The organism is Mycobacterium intracellulare ATCC 13950, from assembly GCF_000277125.1.
Classification (GTDB): Bacteria; Actinomycetota; Actinomycetes; order Mycobacteriales; family Mycobacteriaceae; genus Mycobacterium; species Mycobacterium intracellulare.
Genome location: NC_016946.1, coordinates 3,507,114 through 3,526,337, shown reverse-complemented (window position 1 = coordinate 3,526,337; position 19,224 = coordinate 3,507,114). Strand labels below are relative to the sequence as shown.

Genomic DNA, 19,224 nt, shown 5'->3' with positions numbered 1-19,224 from the left:
CTCGATGACGGCGGATCTGGTGGTGGGCGCCGCCCTCGTGCCCGTCGCCGTGGCGACCCTGCGCGAGGTGAAGCACTGGCGCGAAGTGCCCTTCGCCCTGCTGCCGACGGTGTTCTCGGTCCATCAGTTCATCGAGGCGGCGGTGTGGCCCAACGACGTCGTCTCCCCGGGGATGAAACACCTGGCGATGCTCGCCTACGTCTTCATCGCGCTGCCGCTGCTTCCCGCGCTGGTTCCGTGGGCGATCCTGGCGCTGGAACCGAGCGGCGCCCGGCTCCGGGTGGCGCCGTTTGCGGTGCTGGGCACCGTCGTGTCGGTCTATCTCGCCGTCGTCGTGCTCACCGACCCGGTCACGGTGACGATGGGTCCCCATGCGCTGCAGTACCAGACCGGCGTTCGGGGCGGCTACGTGTGGGCGGCGCTCTACGTCATCGCCGTCATCGGGCCCGCGGTGATGTCGGGCTATCGCTCCATCGTGGTGTTCGGGATAGCGAACCTGGTGGGGCTGAGCGTGGTTGCCGTCCTCTACGTGCACGCGTTCGCGTCGCTGTGGTGCATCTACGCCGCGACGCTCTCGGTCCTGGCGCTGGTGCACATGGTGCGGCGCCGGCGCCTGCCCGACCCGCACCGCTACCACGGCGTCGCCGCGGAGCGGGAGGCATCGCCGACCGGCTAGGCGGGCATCACCCGGCGCACGTCGGGACCCCAAAGTGGTTGCATCCCACCGGGTAAGGCCAGCTGCGTGGTGGTGATGACGTCGGCCAGGTTGCGCAGCTCGGCGTGGACCGCGCCGAGCAGGTCCGCCAACTCGGCGCGCCGCCCGTCGTCGCCGACCCGTTCCAGCGCCGCGGGATGGGATCGGCGCAGCAGGGTGCCTATCTCGTCCACCAGACGTTCCGGGCGCGACGACCCCGACGAGCCGGGCAGGTCCCCGAGATCGGTGCGCAGCCGGTCCAATTGGTACAGCAGCGATCTCGGGTTCTGCGCGTCGAACAGCATCAGCTCGACCATGGCGGAGACGCTGACCTTGCCCGCGGTGCGGCGCCGGTAGATGACCGAAGACTCGCACGCCACCAGGGTGGATTCGATGACGGTCTGTTCGGCCGCGGCCCCGCGCACCACGGTCAGCGTCGCCCGCAGCAACGCGGTCAGCCACAGGCCGCGTTCGATGCGCTTGCCGATGTCCATCATCGTCCAGCCCACGTCGCGCACCATGGACTCGGCGGCCACCCCCGACAGGGTCAGCATCCCGGCCAGGGTCTGGGCCTGCGCCCGGGTCAGCGCGGCGTCGGCCTCGGCGAGCGAGTCCGGCGGCTCGCTGTCGAGCGCCAGCGCGCGCTCCACCGCGGCCAGCACCATCCACGTGTCGTTGGACATCTGGTCGCGCACCGCGCGGGCGGCCAGCGCCAGGCCTTCCACCGACTGCACCAGGGAGCCGGGGCGGTGCGGGTCGACGGTGAGCGACCACAGCGTCGAGGGGGCGACGGCGATCATCTCGGCGTGGTCGCCGCCGCCGTCGGCCGCGGTGTCGGTTCCGGTGATGCGGCCCAGCGCGGCCATCAGCACCGGCACGCACTCGCTTTCCTCGCTGTGCTGGTGGTGCCGGTACACGTGGAACCTGTCGCGGGCGACGATGAGCAACCGCGCCATGCTTTCGGCGCGCTCGCCGTAGCGGCCGATCCAGAAGAGGTCGGACAACACGCGCGGGGAACTGACGGCCCAGGTGCCCGCGGCCGTCTTCGCCGGCGGTTCCACGCTCGGCGGGCTGACCGCCTCGGCCCGCGCCCGCTCGGTGGGCCGGATCCAGACATCCTTTGCCGCAACGGTTTTCAACGCGTAGGCGGCGTCCCCGGGCGCCAGCACGTAGCCGATGCCGCCGATCATCGGCGCGTAACCGCCCCGCTGGGCGACGGTGAACAAGCGGATGCCGACGCCCGCCGAGGACAACGCTCCGGCGTGATCGGTGGGTGCTGACGAGAACTGCGGCAGCTCCTGGCCGACCCACTGCCACGGCGCCGCCTCGACCTGGGCCGCCAACCGCGCCAGCTGCGGCGACGACAGCGCCGGTCCGACAAGGGTTTTCGCGCCGACCGTCGACCTCACCAGCAGGGACCCCACGTTCGCCAGCAAGTGCGAACGCTCGGAGGCGATGCCGCCCCAGTAGGCCGGCGGGCTGGGCAGCAGCAGGGTCTCCGACAGCAGGTGCTCGGCCATGGCGGGCAGGAAACGCTGCAGCCCAGGGTTTTCCAGGACCCCGCTGCCCAGCGTGTTGACGACGGTCACCGTGCCGCGGTGTTGTGCCTCCACCAGACCGGCCACCCCGAGGCGCGAATCGGCGCGCAGATCCAGCGGGTCCGTGTAGTCGGCGTCGACCCGGCGCAGTACCACGTCGACGCGCTTCAGGGTGCCCAGCGAGCGCATCCACAACATGCCCTCGCGCACCACCAGGTCCGCGCTCTCGACCAGGGGGAAGCCCAGCAGGGTGGCCAGATAGGCCTGATCGAAAGCGGTTTCGGAGTAGATGCCCGGGGACAGGACCACCACCACCGGGTCCTGGGCATCGTCGGGTGCTGCGTCGATCAGCGCCAGCCGCAGCGCCTGGGCGAACGGCGTGGTCGGCCGCGGCGCGATGCGTTCGTAGAGGTCGGGAACGGCGTGCGCGACCACGCGCCGGTCGGCCAGCGCGTAGCCGGCCCCCGAGGGCGCCTGGGTCCGGTCGCCGTTGACGACGAAGGCGCCGTCGGGACGCCGGCTGACGTCACAGGCGTGCATGAAAAGCTGGTGGCGCCCGGGGATCTCGATGCCGTTGGCGGCACGGACGTAGCCGGGGTGGGCGAACAGCAGCTCAGGCGGAAGGACACCGTCGGTGAGTAGGCTGCGCGGCCCGTACAGGTCGGCGAGCACGGCGTCGAGCACCCGGGACCGCTGCAGCAGCCCCGCCTCGAGCACCTCCCAGTCGGCCGCGGACAGCACGAGCGGCAGCGTGTCCAGCTGCCAGGGCCTCGGCTCCTGGCCACGGCCGCCGGGCGCGACGTCGGTGTAGGTGATGCCGTCGTTGTCGATCAGCCCGCGCACCACCGAGCGCAGCCGGTCCAGCCCCGCGCGGCCGCGCTCCGCGATCGCGTCGGCCACCTCGGCCCACGCCGGGCGCACGTTGCCGTCGGGGTCGACGAATTCGTCGTAGCCGCTCGCCGGGCCGCGCCGCAGATCGAAGAGCGCTTGCTGAGCGCGGGCGGCCCGGTAGGCGGCCAGCAACCGGTCCGCGTCGTAGCGGCCGCCGGCCGGGGTCGCACCGGTGCCGAATGTCATGTCCGCAAACGCCATTACTGCTGCACGGTACGCACGCGGCGCAAGCCTCCGATGCCCGGCGCGCCGAATTCGCGCCGAGTGTTACGCCGGCGCCGGACCCGGCGGAGGCCCGGGCTGGTAACCCGCCTGCTGCGGCGCGACCACCTGTCCGCCGGAGAACTTGCGGTAGGCGTAGATCCCGATCAGGGAGGCGACCGGGGCCGCCACCAACAGCCCGACCCCGCACGCGAGCGCGCCCACCACGAACAGCGCCACCTCGACCAGCCACACCAGCAGCGCGTTGCCGAAGTTTGCGGTGACGGTGGAGAAGCTGGAGGTCAGCGCCTTGATGGGCTGCTCCGATCGATCGATGGCGAACGGGATGGTGAACTGGGCGAAAATGCCCAGGATCAGGCCCGGCAAGAAGCACAGCGCCGAGGCGATCGAGGTGAGGATGCCGACCAGCAGCGCGGCCAGGAACACCATGCCGAAGTTGCGCGGCTTGAAGAACGAACCGACGGTCACCGGGCGCCCGTCGGCCAGATCCAGGCAGCCGGACAGGAAGGCGGCTTGGGCGAACGCGCCCACCAGGTAGGCGACGAGGTAGCCGAGGATGAGCAGCGTCATCCCGCCGCCGTTGAGGTTCGCCGTGAAGGTGAAGTAGTCGTCGTCGGAGCCGGTCGTCGTCGTGCCCACGCTTTGGCTCAGGCCGACCAGGGCCGAGGCGACGCCGATCAGGATCCCGTACACCAAGGCCGGAACGATCAGTGCCACAGGGTTTTTGGAGAAGGCGTTCCAGGCCCAGCCGAACGCGTCACCGATGCTGAAGGCCGGCGCGGGTGGGCCGCCGTACCCGGGCGGCGGGGCGCCGTACCCGGGCGGGGGGCCGTAGCCGGGCGGCGGCCCGTAACCCGGGGGAGGCGCGCCATATCCGGGGGGCGGGCCGTAACCCGGGGGCGGCGGGGGAGGCGTGCCGTAACCGGGCGGTGGCGGGTAGCCGGGGGGATCCTGGCCCCCGCCCTGAGGGTCCGGCGGGCCTGGATATTCGGGGGGTTGGCTCATGTCCGTCCTTGCTGTCCTGGGAGGAACGCGCGCTGAACTTGGCAAACCGGAACTTAGCAAAGATGCGGCCGGTGCGCGCGGATCGCCGGGGCCGCAGCGGACGTCCGTCCCTCGTGGTATGCCTGAATCCGTGTCCGACGGTCTGTTTGACCTGCCCGGCGCGCCGCTGCCAGACGATCACGGCTTGGGCGCGTCGAGCGGCTCACCGCTGGCCGTCCGCATGCGCCCGGCGTCGCTGGACGAGGTGGTCGGGCAGGACCACCTGCTGGCGCCCGGCTCGCCCCTGCGCCGCCTCGTCGAGGGCTCCGGCGTGGCGTCGGCCATCCTGTACGGGCCGCCGGGCAGCGGCAAGACCACGCTGGCCGCGCTGATCTCACAGGCGACCGGGCGCCGGTTCGAGGCGCTGTCGGCGTTGTCGGCCGGTGTGAAAGACGTTCGGGCGGTGATAGAAAAGGCCCGAACCGCGCTCCTCCATGGCGAGCAGACGGTGCTGTTCATCGACGAGGTGCACCGGTTCTCCAAGACCCAGCAGGACGCGCTGCTGTCGGCCGTGGAGAACCGGGTGGTGCTGCTGGTGGCGGCGACCACGGAGAACCCGTCCTTCTCGGTGGTGGCGCCGCTGCTGTCCCGCTCGCTGATCCTGCAGTTGCGGGCGCTGAGCGCCGACGACATCCGCACCGTCGTGCAGCGCGCGATCGACGACCCACGCGGCCTGGGCGGGCAGGTCGCGGTCGCGCCCGACGCCGTCGACCTCCTGGTGCGGCTGGCCGCCGGTGACGCCCGCCGCGCGCTGACGGCGCTGGAGGTCGCCGCCGAGGCGGTGCCGCCCGACGGCGAGCTGACCGTCACCGCCATCGAGCAGTCCCTCGACGAAGCCGCCGTGCGTTACGACCGCGACGGCGACCAGCACTACGACGTCATCAGCGCGTTCATCAAGTCGGTGCGCGGCTCGGACGTCGACGCCGCGCTGCACTACCTGGCCCGCATGCTCGTCGCCGGGGAGGACCCTCGGTTCGTCGCGCGCCGGCTGATGATCCTGGCCAGCGAGGACATCGGCATGGCCGACCCGACCGCGCTGCAGGTCGCGGTCGCGGCCGCGCAGACGGTCGCGCTGATCGGCATGCCCGAGGCGCAACTCACCTTGGCGCACTGCACGATTCACCTGGCCACCGCGCCGAAATCCAACGCCGTCACCACCGCGCTGGGCGCGGCGATGGCCGACATCAGGGCCGGCAAGGCCGGCCGCGTGCCGCCCCACCTGCGCGACGGACACTATTCGGGGGCTGAGGCCTTGGGCCATGCGCAGGGCTACAAATACTCCCACGACCAGCCGGATGGTGTTGCGGCGCAACAATACCCACCCGACGAGCTGGTGGGCGTCGACTACTACCGGCCCACCGCCCGAGGCTTCGAGCGCGACATGGCGGGCCGACTGGAGCGGCTGCGCGCGATCATCCGCCGGAAGCGGGGTGACAAGGGATGAAAACCTTCAGCGACGAGGAGATGGGCCAACTGCTGCCCACCGCCAAGCAATACAGCGTCGTCATCCTCAAGCGCGGCCCGAGGTTCGGGGACGAGTCGTCGGCGCAGATCATCTGGGAGCACGGCCGGCGCAACTTCGGACTGCGTGACGACGGCGTGCTCGCGGTGGTGCTGCCGGTCACCGACGAGTCCGACGTCTGCGGCATCGGCGTTTTCGCCGCGACCGTCGACGAGACCGCTGCCATCATGGCCGACGACCCGGGGGTGGCGGCGGGGGTGTTCGTCTACCAGGTGCACGCCTGCCGCGGATTCCCCGGCGACGCGCTGCCCTGACCCGCGTGCGCTCTCAGACCAGCTCGGGCACCCGAAGGTGGGCGATCGCCAGCTCGAATTCCCCGACGTCGATCACCTCGGCCCCCAGTTCGCGCACCCGCCGGCTGCGCAGCTCGGTGGCGCGGTCGCGGTTGCGGGCCATCGCGTCCATCGAGTCGAACGTCGAGCAGGTCACCGCCCGGCGGCAGCTGGGGTGGTCGACCAGCAGGCTGGCGCTGCAGAACCCGTCCAGGTTCTCCATCTCGGGTAGCACCGCCATCCGGTAGAAGTCCAGGGATCTGCTCAGCTGGTCCGGCACCACCTTGAGCCAGGTGGCGCGCACGCACGCGCCCTGGCGGGAGGGGTGGTCGCGGTGCAGCAGGGCGATGTCCCATTCCTCCACCCGCGCGCTGCCGTCGAACATCAGCGCGGCCCGGTCACGGATGGGCGCGACCCGCTCGGCGCTGCCGCGCATGGCCTCCACCGTCTCCCACGAACTGGTGGCGATGCAGGTGCCGGACTGCCGGTCGACCAACAGCGACAACCCCAACCACCCGTCGATCTCCTTGAGGGCGGGCATGACGACGTCGCGAACATGCGCAATTCCGATGTCGACCGAAAGGGGTTGCGCCTGGATGGTGGTAGAGCGTGCGTACACGGTCGACCCCTTCTCTGTCGGGGCGGCACCCCGGTGGCGCCACCGGTCCCACCAGTTACCTTCCTCCTGCCGGCAACTCGCCGCAATGCTTTCGGGACGCGGATCGGCGACCGGCCGAATGCCTGGTTCGGCCGGTCCACCGCCCCTCTCGATCAGACCAGCTCGGGCACCCGCAGGTGCGCCAGCGCCAGCTCGAACTCGCATTCATCGAGTTCCTCGGCGCGCGCCTCTTGCATCGAGGAGCTCTTCAGCGCGGTTGCCTGCTCCCTGTTCCGCTCCATCGCGTCGATGCTGTCGAACGTCGCCGAGGACACGCCACGCCCGGAGGCGCGGTCGATCAGCAGGCTCGCACTGCAGAACCCGTCGAGGCCCTCGAGCTGGGGCAGGACGGACGACTTGTAGTACTCGATGCCTTGGTCCATGGTCTCCGGCGGCACCATGACCCACGTCGCACGCACGCCCGCACCGTCGGGCGCGTGGTGGTCGCGATGCAGCACCGCGATCTCCCACTGCTCGACGTCCGTCGTGCCCCCGAACATTTCCGCCGCCCGATCGCGGATTCCGGTCACGGCTTCACCGCTGGCGCGCATGGCTTCGTCGCTCTCCCAGGCGCTGGTGGCGATGCACCGGCCGGAGCGACGGTCGACCAAAAGGGATACTCCGATGCAGCCCGGCATGCCTTGCAGCGCGGGCATGACCTCATCGCGAACATGCGCTATCCCGGCGTCGATCGACGAGGGTTGCGCCTGAATTGTGGTAGAGCGTGCGTACACGATCCACCCCCTCTTTGTTCGGGGCAGCGCCCCGGTGGCGCCACCGGTCATGAACCACCTTCCTCCTGCGGGTTACGCGCCGCAATGCCCAAATGTGGTCGCGCTCACAAACGATTGGCTGGTCGCGACGCGCGCGCCGTAGGCTGGTTCGGATGCATACCGATGTGCTGGACGTGGACACCTCCCGCCGCCGCATCGTCGACCTCACCGAGGCGGTGCGCGGCTTCTGCTGGTCGCGCGGGGACGGTCTGTGCAACGTGTTCATCCCGCACGCCACGGCGGGGGTGGCCATCATCGAGACGGGCGCCGGCTCCGACGACGACCTGGTCGACACGCTGGAACGGCTGCTGCCGCGCGACGACCGTTACCGGCACGCGCACGGCTCCGAGGGGCACGGCGCCGACCACGTGATGCCCGCGCTCGTCGCGCCGTCGGTGACGGTTCCGGTCTCCGGCGGGGAGCCGATGCTGGGCACCTGGCAGAGCATCGTGCTGGTCGACCTGAACCGCGACAACCCGCAACGCTCGGTCCGGCTGAGCTTTTTGGAGGGTTAGCGGCCCGATAGCCGACGCCACCGAGCAGGTACTGTGAGCGGTCGAAATGCGTCGTTAGACGGGCTTCCCATACCCCGGCGAATAGGCTGGGAACAAGACGTCGAAGTAAGAGAAAGAAGCGGACTGAAAAAGTGCAGACACACGAGATCAGGAAACGGTTTCTTGATCATTTCGTGAAGGCGGGCCACACCGAGGTGCCGAGCGCATCGGTGATCCTCGACGACCCCAACCTGCTGTTCGTCAACGCGGGCATGGTCCAGTTCGTGCCCTACTTCCTGGGCGCGCGCACACCGGAGTACCCGACCGCCACCAGCATCCAGAAGTGCATCCGCACCCCCGACATCGACGAGGTCGGGATCACCACCCGGCACAACACGTTCTTCCAGATGGCCGGGAATTTCTCGTTCGGCGACTACTTCAAGCGCCGCGCCATCGAACTGGCGTGGACCCTGCTGACCAACAGCGTCGAGCAGGGCGGCTACGGCCTGGATCCCGAACGCATCTGGGCGACGGTCTATTTCGACGACGACGAGGCCGTGCAGCTGTGGAAGGAGATCGCCGGGCTGCCCGACGAGCGCATCCAGCGCCGCGGCATGGCCGACAACTACTGGTCGATGGGCATCCCCGGGCCGTGCGGCCCGTCCTCGGAGATCTATTACGACCGGGGACCCGAATTCGGGGTCGAGGGCGGCCCGATCGCCAACGAGGACCGCTACATCGAGATCTGGAACCTCGTGTTCATGCAGAACGAGCGCGGGGAGGGGACCGGCAAGGAGGACTTCGAGATCCTCGGGCCGTTGCCCCGCAAGAACATTGACACCGGCATGGGTGTGGAGCGGGTCGCGTTCATCCTGCAGGGCGTGCACAACGTCTACGAGACCGACCTGTTGCGCCCGGTCATCGACGCCGTGGCCGCGCGGGCCCCGCGCGGATACGGCTTGTCAGGTCCAGAAGGCAACCACGACGACGACGTGCGCTACCGGGTCATCGCCGACCACAGCCGCACCGCGGCCATCCTGATCGGCGACGGTGTCACGCCGGGCAACGACGGCCGCGGCTATGTGCTGCGCCGGCTGCTGCGCCGGGTGATCCGCTCGGCCAAGCTGCTCGACATCGAGGGCCCCATCGTCGGCGACCTGATGGCCACCGTGCGCGACGCGATGGGCCCGTCGTATCCCGAACTCGTCGCCGATTTCGACCGGATCAGGCGCATCGCCGTCGCCGAGGAGACCGCGTTCAACCGCACGCTGGCGGCGGGATCGAAACTGTTCGACGAGGTCGCCGGCACCACCAAAGCCTCAGGCGCGAAGGCGATTTCGGGATCGGACGCCTTCACCCTGCACGACACCTACGGGTTCCCGATCGAGCTCACGCTGGAGATGGCGTCCGAGGCCGGCCTGCAGGTGGACGAGGTCGGGTTCCGGGAGCTGATGGCCGAACAGCGCCGCCGCGCCAAGGCCGACGCCGCCGCCCGCAAGCACGCGCACGCGGACCTGAGCGCGTACCGCGAACTGGTCGACGCCGGCCCCACCGAATTCACCGGCTTCGACGAATTGACGTCCGAGGCAAAGCTTTTGGGAATCTTCGTCGACGGCAAGCGGGTGCCGGTGGTCACGCACGGCACCGAGGGGGTCGACCGCGTCGAACTCGTGCTGGACCGCACCCCGCTCTACGCCGAGGCCGGCGGCCAGATCGCCGACGAGGGCACCATCAGCGGGACGGGCGCCAGCGGGAGCGCCCGCGCCGCGGTCACCGACGTGCAGAAGATCGCCAAAACCCTGTGGGTGCACCGGGTCAACGTCGAGTCCGGGGAATTCGTGGAGGGCGACACCGTCATCGCGGCCGTCGACCCGCAATGGCGGCGGGGCGCCACCCAGGGCCACTCGGGAACCCACATGGTGCACGCGGCGCTGCGACAAGTGTTGGGCCCCAACGCCGTTCAGGCCGGATCGCTGAACCGGCCGGGCTACCTGCGCTTCGACTTCAACTGGCAGGGCGCCCTGTCCGACGAACAGCGCACCCAGATCGAAGAGGTGACCAACCAGGCCGTGCAGGCCGACTTCGAGGTGCACACGTTCACCGAGCAACTCGAAAAGGCCAAGGCCATGGGGGCGATCGCGATGTTCGGCGAACGCTATCCCGACGAGGTGCGGGTGGTGGAGATCGGCGGGCCCTTCTCGCTGGAGCTGTGCGGCGGGACCCACGTGCACAACTCCGCGCAGATCGGGCCGGTCACGATCCTGGGCGAATCCTCGGTCGGCTCCGGGGTGCGCCGGGTCGAGGCCTACGTCGGGCTGGAGTCCTTCCGGCACCTGGCCAAGGAACGCGCGCTGATGGCCGGGCTGGCGTCGTCGCTCAAGGTGCCGTCCGACGAGGTGCCCGCCCGGGTGGCCAACCTGGTGGAGCGGCTCAAGGCGGCGGAGAAGGAGCTCGAACGCGCCCGGTTGGCCGGCGCGAAGGCCGCCGCCACCGACGCCGCGGCCGGCGCGGAGCGCATCGGTAACGTCCGGGTGGTGGCGCAACGGATGACCGGCGGGATGACGGCGGGCGATCTGCGCTCCCTGGTCGGTGACATCCGCGGCAAGCTGGGCGGCGATCCCGCGGTGGTCGCGCTGATCGCCGACGGCGAGGGCGGAAGCGTGCCGTATGCGGTCGCGGCCAATCCGGCCGCCCAGGACCTCGGGCTTCGCGCCAACGACCTGGTCAAGAAGCTGGCCGCGGCGGTCGACGGCCGCGGCGGCGGAAAGGCCGACCTGGCGCAGGGCTCCGGCAAGGACCCGACCGGCATCGACGCCGCCCTCGCCGCAATCCGCTCGGAGATCACCGCGATAGCGCGGGTCGGTTGAGTGGTTTCCGCACAGCACCGCGCGCCCGACCGGCCCGGCGATCCTGACCAGGACCCCGGGCGGGGCCGGCGGCTCGGCGTCGACGTGGGCAGCGTCCGCATCGGCGTGGCCTGCAGCGACCCCGACGCCATCCTGGCCACCCCGGTGGAAACCGTGCGCCGCGACCGCTCCGGCAAACACCTGCGCCGCCTGGCGGCGCTGGCCGCCGAACTCGAGGCCGTCGAGGTGGTCGTCGGGCTGCCGCGCACGCTGGCCGACCGCACCGGTCCCTCGGCGATCGACGCGATCGAGCTGGCGGACGCGCTGGCCGACCGCGTCGCACCCACGCCGGTGCGGCTGGCCGACGAGCGACTGACCACGGTGAGCGCGCAGCGATCGCTGCGCGCGGCCGGGGTGCGGGCCAAAGAGCAGCGTGCGGTGATCGACCAGGCGGCGGCGGTGGCCATCCTGCAGAGTTGGCTGGATCAGCGCCGCGCGACCCTGACCGGGCCCGGGGAGCGTGCCGATGGTTGACAGCGCACGGCGTGAACGCGCCGAACCCGAGGCCGTGGGTCCGCCCCGGCGCAGGTCGAGCCGCACCGCCCGCAATCGGGCGGAGCGGGGCCGCCGGCGCCGGCGCACCGCCCTGCGCACCGCGCTGGCGCTGGTGGCGGTCATCGTGGTGGCGGGTGTTTTCGCCGGCGGCAAGCTGTGGCACGCCGTGTTCGGTCCCGGTGACGACTACACCGGAAACGGCAAGCGCGACATCGTGATTCAGATCAAGGACGGCGACTCGACCACCATGGTCGGGGAGACGCTGCAGAACGAGCACGTGATCAAGACCGTCCGCGCGTTCGTCAACGCCGCGCACGGCAACAGCAAGATCTCCTCGATCCAGCCCGGTTTCTACCGGATGCGCACCGAGATCCCGGCCGCCAACGCCGTCACGCGGCTAGCCGACCCCGACAGCCGGGTGGGCCGGCTGGTCATCCCGGAGGGCCGGCAGCTCGACGACACCACCGACATGAAGACCAACGTGGTCAACCCCGGCATCTTCACCCTGATCTCGCGGGCCACCTGCGTGGATTTCGACGGGAGTAAGCGGTGCGTCTCCGTGGAGGACCTGCGCGCGGCCGCCACCAACAGTTCTCCCTTGGCGTTGGCGGTGCCGCCCTGGGCCACCGAACCCGTCGGTGAGCTCGGCAAGGACCACCGCCGCATCGAGGGGCTGATCGCGCCGGGGACCTTCAACGTCGATCCGTCCGCGCCGCCCGAGACCATCCTGTCGAACCTGATCGGCGCCGGGGCGGTGGAGTACATGAAGTCCGGGCTGGTCGACACCGCCCAGGCCATGGGCCTGTCGCCCTACGACATCCTGGTGGTGGCGTCGCTGGTGCAGCAGGAGGCCAGGTCGCAGGACTTCGCGAAGGTTGCCCGCGTCATCTACAACCGGCTGCACGCCCACCACACGCTGGAGTTCGACTCGACCGTCAACTACCCGCTGGACCGCCGGGAGGTGGCCACCACCGACGGCGACCGGGCCCAGAAGACGCCGTGGAACACCTACGTGTCCCAGGGCCTGCCGGCCACCGCGATCTGTTCGCCCGGTGTCGACGCGCTCAACGCCGCCGAGCACCCCGAACCCGGCGACTGGTTGTACTTCGTCACCATCGACGGCCAGGGGACGACGCTGTTCACCAAGGATTATCAGCAGCACCTGGCCAACATCGAGCTGGCTAAGCACAACGGTGTCCTCGATTCCGCCCGCTGACGGCGATCGCAAGCGCGGCGAAGCCGGGCGCAGCGGGTCGCCGCTCGGTCAAGCCAGCGGCGCACCCCGGAAGGCGGCGGTGCTCGGCAAACCCATCGCCCACTCGAAATCCCCGCAGCTGCACCTGGCGGCCTACCGCGCGCTGGGCCTGACCGGCTGGACCTACGACCGCATCGAATGCGACGCCGACCAGCTGCCCGGGGTGGTCGGCGGGCTCGGCCCCGAATGGGTCGGGGTGTCGGTGACCATGCCGGGCAAGTTCGCCGCCCTGGCGTTCGCCGACGAGCGCACCGAGCGTGCCGAGCGGGTGGGGTCGGCCAACACCCTGGTGCGCACCCCGGCGGGCTGGCGGGCCGACAACACCGACATCGACGGGGTGGCGGGTGCGCTCGGGTCGACGGCCTCTGGATGGGCGCTGGTCTGTGGATCGGGCGGCACCGCGCCGGCGGCCGTCGCCGGCCTGGCGCAACTGGGCGTCGGCGGCATCACCGTCGTGGCCCGCAATCCCGGCAAGGCGGCCCGGCTGGTGGAGCTGGGACACGCGATGGGCGTCGCGACGCGGTTCTGCGACCTCGACGGCGGCGGGCTGGCCGACGAGGTCGCTTCCGCCGACGTGCTGGTCAGCACCATTCCCGCGGACGTGGCCGCCCGCTACGCCGGCACGTTCGCCGGCATCGGTGTGCTGCTCGACGCCGTCTACGACCCGTGGCCGACGCCGCTGGCCGCCGCGGTGAGCGCCGCGGGGGGCCGGGTGATCAGCGGCGTGCAGATGCTGCTGCACCAGGCCTTCGCGCAGGTCGAACAGTTCACTGGGCTGCCGGCGCCCCGCGAGGCCATGGCTTGCGCCCTGGAGGCATCGGATTAGCCTGCCGCGCATGCGGATTGCGGCGGGGTGCCTGGTGCTGGCCTGGTTGGCGGCGTTGGGCTGCTACGACATCCACCAACGGCGCTTGCCCAACGCGCTGACCCTGACCGGCGCCGCGGCGATCCTGGCGGGGGCGGGGGTGGCCGGGCGTGGCTGGTCGGCGCTGGCCGGGGCCGCGGCGTTGACCGCGATCTATCTGCTGGTCCACTGGGTGGCGCCGGGCGGGATGGGGGCCGGCGACGTCAAGCTGGCCATCGGCGTGGGCGCGCTGACCGGTTGTGGCGGCGCCGGCGTGTGGTTCCTGGCGGCGTTCGGTGCCCCGCTGCTGACCGTGCTGGTCGGGATGGTCGCCCGGATTCGCGGCGGCGCTCGGGGCGGCCGCACGGTGCCGCACGGGCCGTCGATGTGTCTGGCCAGCGCGGCGGGCATCGGCCTGTCGCTGCTCTGACGCCTTCAGTTGCCGACGACGGCGGGGCGCAGCAGCGGCAACAGCTCGTCGCCGAGCCGGACCGTCTCCGACTTGTACGGGGTGTCCGACAACACGAAATGGCTGACCCCCAGGTCGGCGTACTTGCGCAGCGCGGCGGCGACTTCGGCGGCCGACCCGACCAGCCACGTCGTCCCGGCGCCTTCCCCGCCGTACTTGCTCGGCGTCGTATACAGACAGGAATCGAGCACCTCACCGCGCGCGGCGAGGTCGGACAGCCGCCGCTGGCCCGCGGATCCCTTCGGGTCGTGCAGCAGCTGCATGGTGGGCGTTCCGGCCAGGGTGGCGACCTTGGCCTCGGCGTCGCGCCAGGCCTGCTCGGAGGTGTCGCGCACCAGCGTGGTGACCCGGAGACCGAATTCCAGCGGCGCGTGCTCGCGACCGAGCTTGGCGGACAACGACTTCAGCCGGTCGATGCGTTCGGCGATCCCGTCCAGCGGCTCCCCCCAGAACAGTTGGACGTCGGCGTCGGTCGCGGCGACCTGCTCGGCGGCCGCCGATGCCCCACCGAAGTACAGCGTCGGGTGCCGGCCCTCGGCCGCGCCGAGCGGGCGCGGCTGCAGGCTCGAGTGTTCGACGGTGTAGAACTCGCCGCGGTGGGTGACGTCGTCCTCGCGCCACAACCGGCGCAGCAACCGGATGAATTCGCGCGTGCGGTCGTAGCGGCGTGACTTGTCGACCTCGGCGTCGCCGTAGGCGGCCGGATCGTCGGCGCCGCTGACGATGTTGACCAGCAGCCGGCCGTCGTTGAGCCGGTCGAGGGTGGCCGCCGCGCTGGCGAAATGCGCCGGATGCCAATACCCGGGACGGACCGCCACCAGCGGCGCGAAGTGGTTGGTGCGCGCGGCGATTGCGGTCGCGACCGTGAAGGTGTCCGGACGTCCCCAGCCGGTGCCGATCAGCGCGCCGTCCCAGCCGTGTTGCTCGGCGCGCTGCGCCAGTTCGACGGAATAGTCGAGGCTTCCCCAGCCGTCGACGGTGTCGTCGCCGCGATGGCCGGGCTCGACGGTATTCGGTATGTACCAAAGAAATTGACCCACCAGACAAGATGCTGGCACACGACCGCGGCGGCCCGGCCCGGCCGCCGACCGAATCGCGTGGTCACCCCTGGAATCAGGGCGGATGAAAGTCCCCGCATCGGTTCCCCGCGGCCGCGGGCTGCGCGAATCGGCTTTCGGAAGCCGCCATGGGAAGATGGGACGCGTGTTGCGTTGGATCACCGCCGGGGAGTCGCATGGCCGTGCGCTGGTGGCCGTGCTCGAAGGCATGGTCGCCGGCGTGGAGGTCACCTCCCTGGACATTTCGGAGCAGTTGGCCCGCCGCCGGCTCGGTTACGGCCGCGGGGCCCGGATGGCGTTCGAGCGGGACGCGGTGAGCGTGCTGTCCGGGGTGCGCCACGGCGTCACCCTGGGCGGGCCCATCGCCGTCGAGATCGGCAATACCGAATGGCCGAAGTGGGAGACCGTGATGGCTCCCGACCCGGTCGACCCCGGCGAGCTGGCCGACAGCGCGCGCAACGCCCCGCTGACCCGGCCGCGGCCCGGCCACGCCGACTACGCGGGCATGCTCAAGTACGGCTTCGACGACGCCCGGCCGGTCCTGGAACGGGCCAGCGCCCGGGAGACCGCGGCCCGCGTCGCCGCGGCGACCGTCGCCCGGTCGTTCCTGCGCCAGGCGCTGGGCGTCGAGGTGCTCTCGCACGTGATCGCGATCGGCCCGTCGGCGCCCTACGAGGGCCCGCCGCCGGGCCCGGGGGACCTGGCCGCGATCGACGCCAGCCCGGTCCGCGCGTACGACGAGGCAGCCGAAAAGGCGATGATCGCCGAGATCGAAGCGGCCAAGAAGGACGGCGACACCCTCGGCGGTGTGGTCGAGGTGGTCGCCCTGGGCCTGCCCGTCGGGCTGGGCTCGTTCACCAGCGGCGACAACCGGCTCGACAGCCAGCTCGCCGCCGCCGTCATGGGCATCCAGGCGATCAAGGGCGTCGAGATCGGCGACGGATTCGAGACCGCGCGCCGCCGCGGCAGCCGTGCCCACGACGAGATGTACCCGGGCCCCGACGGCGTGGTCCGCTCGACCAACCGCGCCGGCGGGCTCGAAGGCGGCATGACCAACGGCCAGCCGCTGCGCGTGCGCGCGGCGATGAAGCCGATTTCCACCGTCCCGCGCGCGCTGGCCACCGTCGACATGGCGACCGGCGACGAAGCCGTCGCGATCCACCAGCGCTCGGACGTGTGCGCGGTGCCCGCCGCCGGCGTGGTGGTCGAGGCCATGGTCGCGCTGGTGCTGGCCCGCGCCGCACTGCAGAAATTCGGCGGCGATTCGCTGGCCGAAACCCGCCGCAACGTCGAGGCCTATCGCAGGGCGGTCGCCGAGCGGGAATCGCCGGCCGCCCGGGGCACGGCGTGATGGCGCCCAAAGCGGTCCTGATCGGGTTGCCGGGGTCGGGCAAGTCCACCATCGGGCGCCGGCTCGCCAAGGCGCTCGACGTCGGCTTCCTCGACACCGACGCGGCGATCGAGCAGCGGACCGGGCGGCGCATCGACGAGATCTTCGCGACCGACGGCGAACGGGAATTCCGGCGCATCGAAGAGGACGTGGTGCGCGCCGCGCTGGCCGACCACGACGGCGTGCTGTCGTTGGGCGGCGGCGCCGTCACCAGCCCCGGCGTCCGCGAGGCGCTCGCCGGCCACACCGTCGTCTACCTGGAGATCAGCGCCACCGAAGGCGTCCGGCGCACCGGCGGCAACACGGTGCGCCCGCTGCTGGCCGGGCCCGACCGCGCCGACAAATACCGCGCGCTGATGGCCGAACGCAGTCCGCTGTATCGCCGGGCGGCGACCATCCGCGTCGACACCAACCGCCGCAACCCCGGCGCGGTGGTCCGCTACATCGTCTCGCGGTTGCAGGCACCGGCGGGGGCGGCCACGTGAGGGCACATGATGACCCGGTCACCATCGAGGTGGCCGTCGACCCGCCGTACCCGGTGATCATCGGCACCGGCCTGCTGACGGAGCTCGAGGAGCTGCTCTGCGACCGGCACAAGGTGGCCATCGTGCACCAACCGGTCCTGGCCGAGACCGCCGAGCTGATCCGAAGCCGGTTGACGGACAAGGGCGTTGACGCCCACCGCATCGAGATCCCGGACGCCGAGGACGGCAAGGATCTGCCGGTCGTGGGCTTCCTGTGGGAAGTGTTGGGCCGCATCGGGATCGGGCGCAAGGACGCGTTGGTCAGCCTCGGGGGCGGCGCGGCCACCGACGTCGCCGGTTTCGCGGCGGCCACCTGGTTGCGCGGCGTCGACATCGTGCACGTGCCCACGACGCTGCTGGGCATGGTCGACGCGGCCGTCGGCGGCAAGACCGGCATCAACACCGACGCGGGGAAGAACCTGGTCGGGTCGTTCCACCAGCCGCGCGCGGTCCTCGTCGATCTGGCGACGCTGCAAACGTTGCCGCACAACGAACTCGTCGCCGGGATGGCCGAAATCGTCAAGGCGGGCTTCATCGCCGATCCGGTGATCCTCGACCTCATCGAGGCCGACCCGAAAGCCGCCGTGGACCCTTCCGGTGAGGTGCTCGCGGAGCTGATCCGCCGCGCGATCGCGGTCAAGGCGGAGGTCGTCGCCGCCGACGAGAAGGAGTCCGAGCTGCGCGAGATCCTCAACTACGGGCACACATTGGGGCACGCGATCGAACGCCGGGAGCGCTACGAGTGGCGGCACGGCGCGGCGGTATCGGTGGGGCTGGTCTTCGCCGCGGAACTGGCCCGCCTCGCCGGGCGCCTCGACGACGCCACCGCGCAGCGCCACCGCACCATCCTGTCCGCGCTCGGCCTGCCGGTCAGCTACGACGCCGACGCGTTGCCTCAGTTGCTGGAATACATGGCGGGGGACAAGAAGTCGCGCGCCGGGGTGCTGCGGTTCGTCGTCCTCGACGGGCTGGCCAAACCGGGCCGGCTGGCCGGGCCCGACCCGTCGCTGTTGGCGGCGGCGTACGCCGGACTCGCGGAGGCGCAATCATGACCACCACGGTGAACGTGATCAACGGTCCCAACCTGGGCCGGCTCGGCCGGCGCGAGCCCGACGTGTACGGCGACACCACGCACGAGCAGCTGGCGGCGCTGATCGAGCGGGAAGCCGCTGGCCTCGGCCTCAAAGCCGTTGTGCGACAAAGCGACAACGAGGCGCAGCTACTGGACTGGATCCACGCGGCGGCCGACGTGAGCGAACCGGTGATCCTCAACGCCGGCGGCCTCACCCACACCTCGGTGGCGCTGCGCGACGCGTGCGCGGAATTGAGCGCGCCGCTGATCGAGGTGCACATCTCGAATGTGCATGCGCGCGAAGAGTTTCGGCGGCACTCCTACCTCAGCCCGGTCGCGACCGGAGTGATCGTGGGGCTGGGCGTGCAGGGCTATCTGCTCGCCCTGCGTTACTTGGCCGCCGTCGACTAGTCCTTTTTCGGCTCCTCGCGGGCCGACGGGATGACCTCGGTCTTCGGGTCGTCCTCGGTCTTGGCGATCGTCTCGGTGGGGGATTCCTCCGTGGGCATCGTCTCCGTGGGCCCCTCGCGCTCGGCGGTGGCGACAGCGGAGGTCCGCTCTTCGGTCTGGGCGCCGGCCGCGGGAATCTCACCGGTGGGCGCGTCGTCGGCGCGCACCGCCGAGAACACGTCGGTGTCGGCGCGTTCCTCGTCAGTGCCGGGCCGGCGCGGCGGGGGATTGCGGTCCACCCGCCAGCGGCCGATGGTCACGCCGATGATGCCGGGCAGGAAGACGCACAACGCGGTGAACGCCGCGAACGTCGTCACCTCGTTGATCAGCCCACCGGTGTACAGGCCGGTGTACACCAGCGCGATCAGCCAGGAGACGGCGCCACTGAGCAGGCCCGCGACCAGGCCGGCCAGCAGCCAGGTCATCGCCAGGTCGCCGCGGCGGTCCGGATCGGGGTTGGCGATGGCGTCGGCCCGGCCGTCCAGAACCCCCCACACGGCGACCCCGATGACGAACAGCAGCAGCAGCACCACGCTGAACAAACCCGCCTGGGTCTGCCACGCGTTGATCAGCGCACCTTGGAACAATCGAACGACGACCATCGCCGCGGCGTACACCAATCCGCGCAGCATCCAGTTACTCATGGCCCAAAA

General features: G+C 71.0%; 19 protein-coding genes. 13 read left to right on the top strand and 6 right to left on the bottom strand.

All coding sequences use genetic code 11. The annotated features are described in order from the left end of the window. Positions 1–4 precede the first annotated feature (4 nt). Positions 5–676 (top strand): DUF6629 family protein, encoded by a 672-nt coding sequence (locus tag OCU_RS40825; RefSeq protein WP_008258266.1) that lies wholly within the window; start codon positions 5–7, stop codon positions 674–676. Here OCU_RS40825 and OCU_RS40820 read toward each other — a convergent pair. Continuing rightward, positions 673–3,324: a circularly permuted type 2 ATP-grasp protein gene (locus OCU_RS40820; protein WP_014380503.1), complete on the bottom strand. Its 2,652-nt coding sequence runs from the start codon at positions 3,322–3,324 to the stop codon at positions 673–675. The genes OCU_RS40825 and OCU_RS40820 overlap by 4 nt on opposite strands. A gap of 66 nt (positions 3,325–3,390) precedes the next feature. Then, the gene (locus tag OCU_RS40815; RefSeq protein WP_014382845.1) at positions 3,391–4,350 is read right to left on the bottom strand and encodes a membrane protein; all 960 of its coding nucleotides are present in this window, start codon (positions 4,348–4,350) and stop codon (positions 3,391–3,393) included. A 118-nt stretch (positions 4,351–4,468) separates the two neighbouring features. Here OCU_RS40815 and OCU_RS40810 point away from each other — a divergent pair, with 118 nt between their 5' ends. Next, a complete protein-coding gene (locus OCU_RS40810; RefSeq protein ID WP_038536736.1) occupies positions 4,469–5,833 on the top strand; it encodes a replication-associated recombination protein A in 1,365 nt (454 codons plus the stop codon). After that, a complete protein-coding gene (locus tag OCU_RS40805; protein ID WP_009955916.1) occupies positions 5,830–6,165 on the top strand; it encodes a hypothetical protein in 336 nt (111 codons plus the stop codon). The genes OCU_RS40810 and OCU_RS40805 overlap by 4 nt, the downstream gene beginning before the upstream one ends. 13 nt (positions 6,166–6,178) lie before the next feature. Here OCU_RS40805 and OCU_RS40800 read toward each other — a convergent pair whose 3' ends face one another. Both OCU_RS40800 and OCU_RS40795 read right to left on the bottom strand, forming a co-directional pair. Further along, positions 6,179–6,802, bottom strand: a complete 624-nt coding sequence (locus OCU_RS40800) for a hypothetical protein (RefSeq protein WP_008258260.1) — start codon at positions 6,800–6,802, stop codon at positions 6,179–6,181. 152 nt (positions 6,803–6,954) lie between these two features. Further along, on the bottom strand, positions 6,955–7,575 hold the full coding sequence (locus OCU_RS40795; RefSeq protein WP_014382843.1) for a putative quinol monooxygenase: 621 nt from the start codon (positions 7,573–7,575) through the stop codon (positions 6,955–6,957). A 164-nt stretch (positions 7,576–7,739) separates the two neighbouring features. Here OCU_RS40795 and OCU_RS40790 point away from each other — a divergent pair, with 164 nt between their 5' ends. The 6 genes from OCU_RS40790 to OCU_RS40765 all read left to right on the top strand — a co-directional run bounded on the left by OCU_RS40790 (position 7,740) and on the right by OCU_RS40765 (position 14,038). Next, entirely contained in the window at positions 7,740–8,129 is a 390-nt protein-coding gene (locus OCU_RS40790) for a secondary thiamine-phosphate synthase enzyme YjbQ (protein WP_008258256.1), read from the top strand. A 131-nt stretch (positions 8,130–8,260) separates the two neighbouring features. After that, positions 8,261–10,975 (top strand): alanine--tRNA ligase, encoded by a 2,715-nt coding sequence (gene alaS / locus OCU_RS40785; protein WP_009955913.1) that lies wholly within the window; start codon positions 8,261–8,263, stop codon positions 10,973–10,975. Continuing rightward, a complete protein-coding gene (gene ruvX, locus OCU_RS40780; RefSeq protein WP_008258252.1) occupies positions 10,976–11,488 on the top strand; it encodes a Holliday junction resolvase RuvX in 513 nt (170 codons plus the stop codon). Then, the gene (gene mltG, locus OCU_RS40775) at positions 11,481–12,725 is read left to right on the top strand and encodes an endolytic transglycosylase MltG (protein WP_008258249.1); all 1,245 of its coding nucleotides are present in this window, start codon (positions 11,481–11,483) and stop codon (positions 12,723–12,725) included. Before ruvX ends, mltG begins: the two co-directional genes overlap by 8 nt. 79 nt (positions 12,726–12,804) lie before the next feature. After that, the gene (locus OCU_RS40770) at positions 12,805–13,590 is read left to right on the top strand and encodes a shikimate dehydrogenase (RefSeq protein ID WP_029385085.1); all 786 of its coding nucleotides are present in this window, start codon (positions 12,805–12,807) and stop codon (positions 13,588–13,590) included. A gap of 10 nt (positions 13,591–13,600) precedes the next feature. Continuing rightward, positions 13,601–14,038: a prepilin peptidase gene (locus tag OCU_RS40765; RefSeq protein ID WP_009955909.1), complete on the top strand. Its 438-nt coding sequence runs from the start codon at positions 13,601–13,603 to the stop codon at positions 14,036–14,038. Positions 14,039–14,043: 5 nt separating this feature from the next. Here OCU_RS40765 and OCU_RS40760 read toward each other — a convergent pair whose 3' ends face one another. Further along, positions 14,044–15,117, bottom strand: coding sequence for an LLM class flavin-dependent oxidoreductase (locus OCU_RS40760; protein WP_009955908.1), 1,074 nt, complete (start codon positions 15,115–15,117; stop codon positions 14,044–14,046). Positions 15,118–15,280: 163 nt separating this feature from the next. Here OCU_RS40760 and aroC point away from each other — a divergent pair, with 163 nt between their 5' ends. The 4 genes from aroC to aroQ are packed head-to-tail and all read left to right on the top strand — an operon-like array spanning position 15,281 to position 18,532. Next, a complete protein-coding gene (gene aroC, locus OCU_RS40755; RefSeq protein WP_008258240.1) occupies positions 15,281–16,486 on the top strand; it encodes a chorismate synthase in 1,206 nt (401 codons plus the stop codon). Then, complete coding sequence (locus OCU_RS40750) at positions 16,486–17,010, top strand: shikimate kinase (protein WP_008258238.1); 525 nt, start codon at positions 16,486–16,488, stop codon at positions 17,008–17,010. The genes aroC and OCU_RS40750 overlap by 1 nt, the downstream gene beginning before the upstream one ends. After that, positions 17,007–18,101: a 3-dehydroquinate synthase gene (gene aroB, locus OCU_RS40745; RefSeq protein WP_014380499.1), complete on the top strand. Its 1,095-nt coding sequence runs from the start codon at positions 17,007–17,009 to the stop codon at positions 18,099–18,101. The genes OCU_RS40750 and aroB overlap by 4 nt, the downstream gene beginning before the upstream one ends. Next, entirely contained in the window at positions 18,098–18,532 is a 435-nt protein-coding gene (aroQ, locus tag OCU_RS40740) for a type II 3-dehydroquinate dehydratase (protein WP_014380498.1), read from the top strand. Before aroB ends, aroQ begins: the two co-directional genes overlap by 4 nt. On the opposite strand, the gene OCU_RS40735 is transcribed toward aroQ, so the two are convergent. Further along, complete coding sequence (locus OCU_RS40735; RefSeq protein ID WP_009955904.1) at positions 18,529–19,215, bottom strand: B-4DMT family transporter; 687 nt, start codon at positions 19,213–19,215, stop codon at positions 18,529–18,531. The genes aroQ and OCU_RS40735 overlap by 4 nt on opposite strands. Positions 19,216–19,224: the final 9 nt, after the last annotated feature.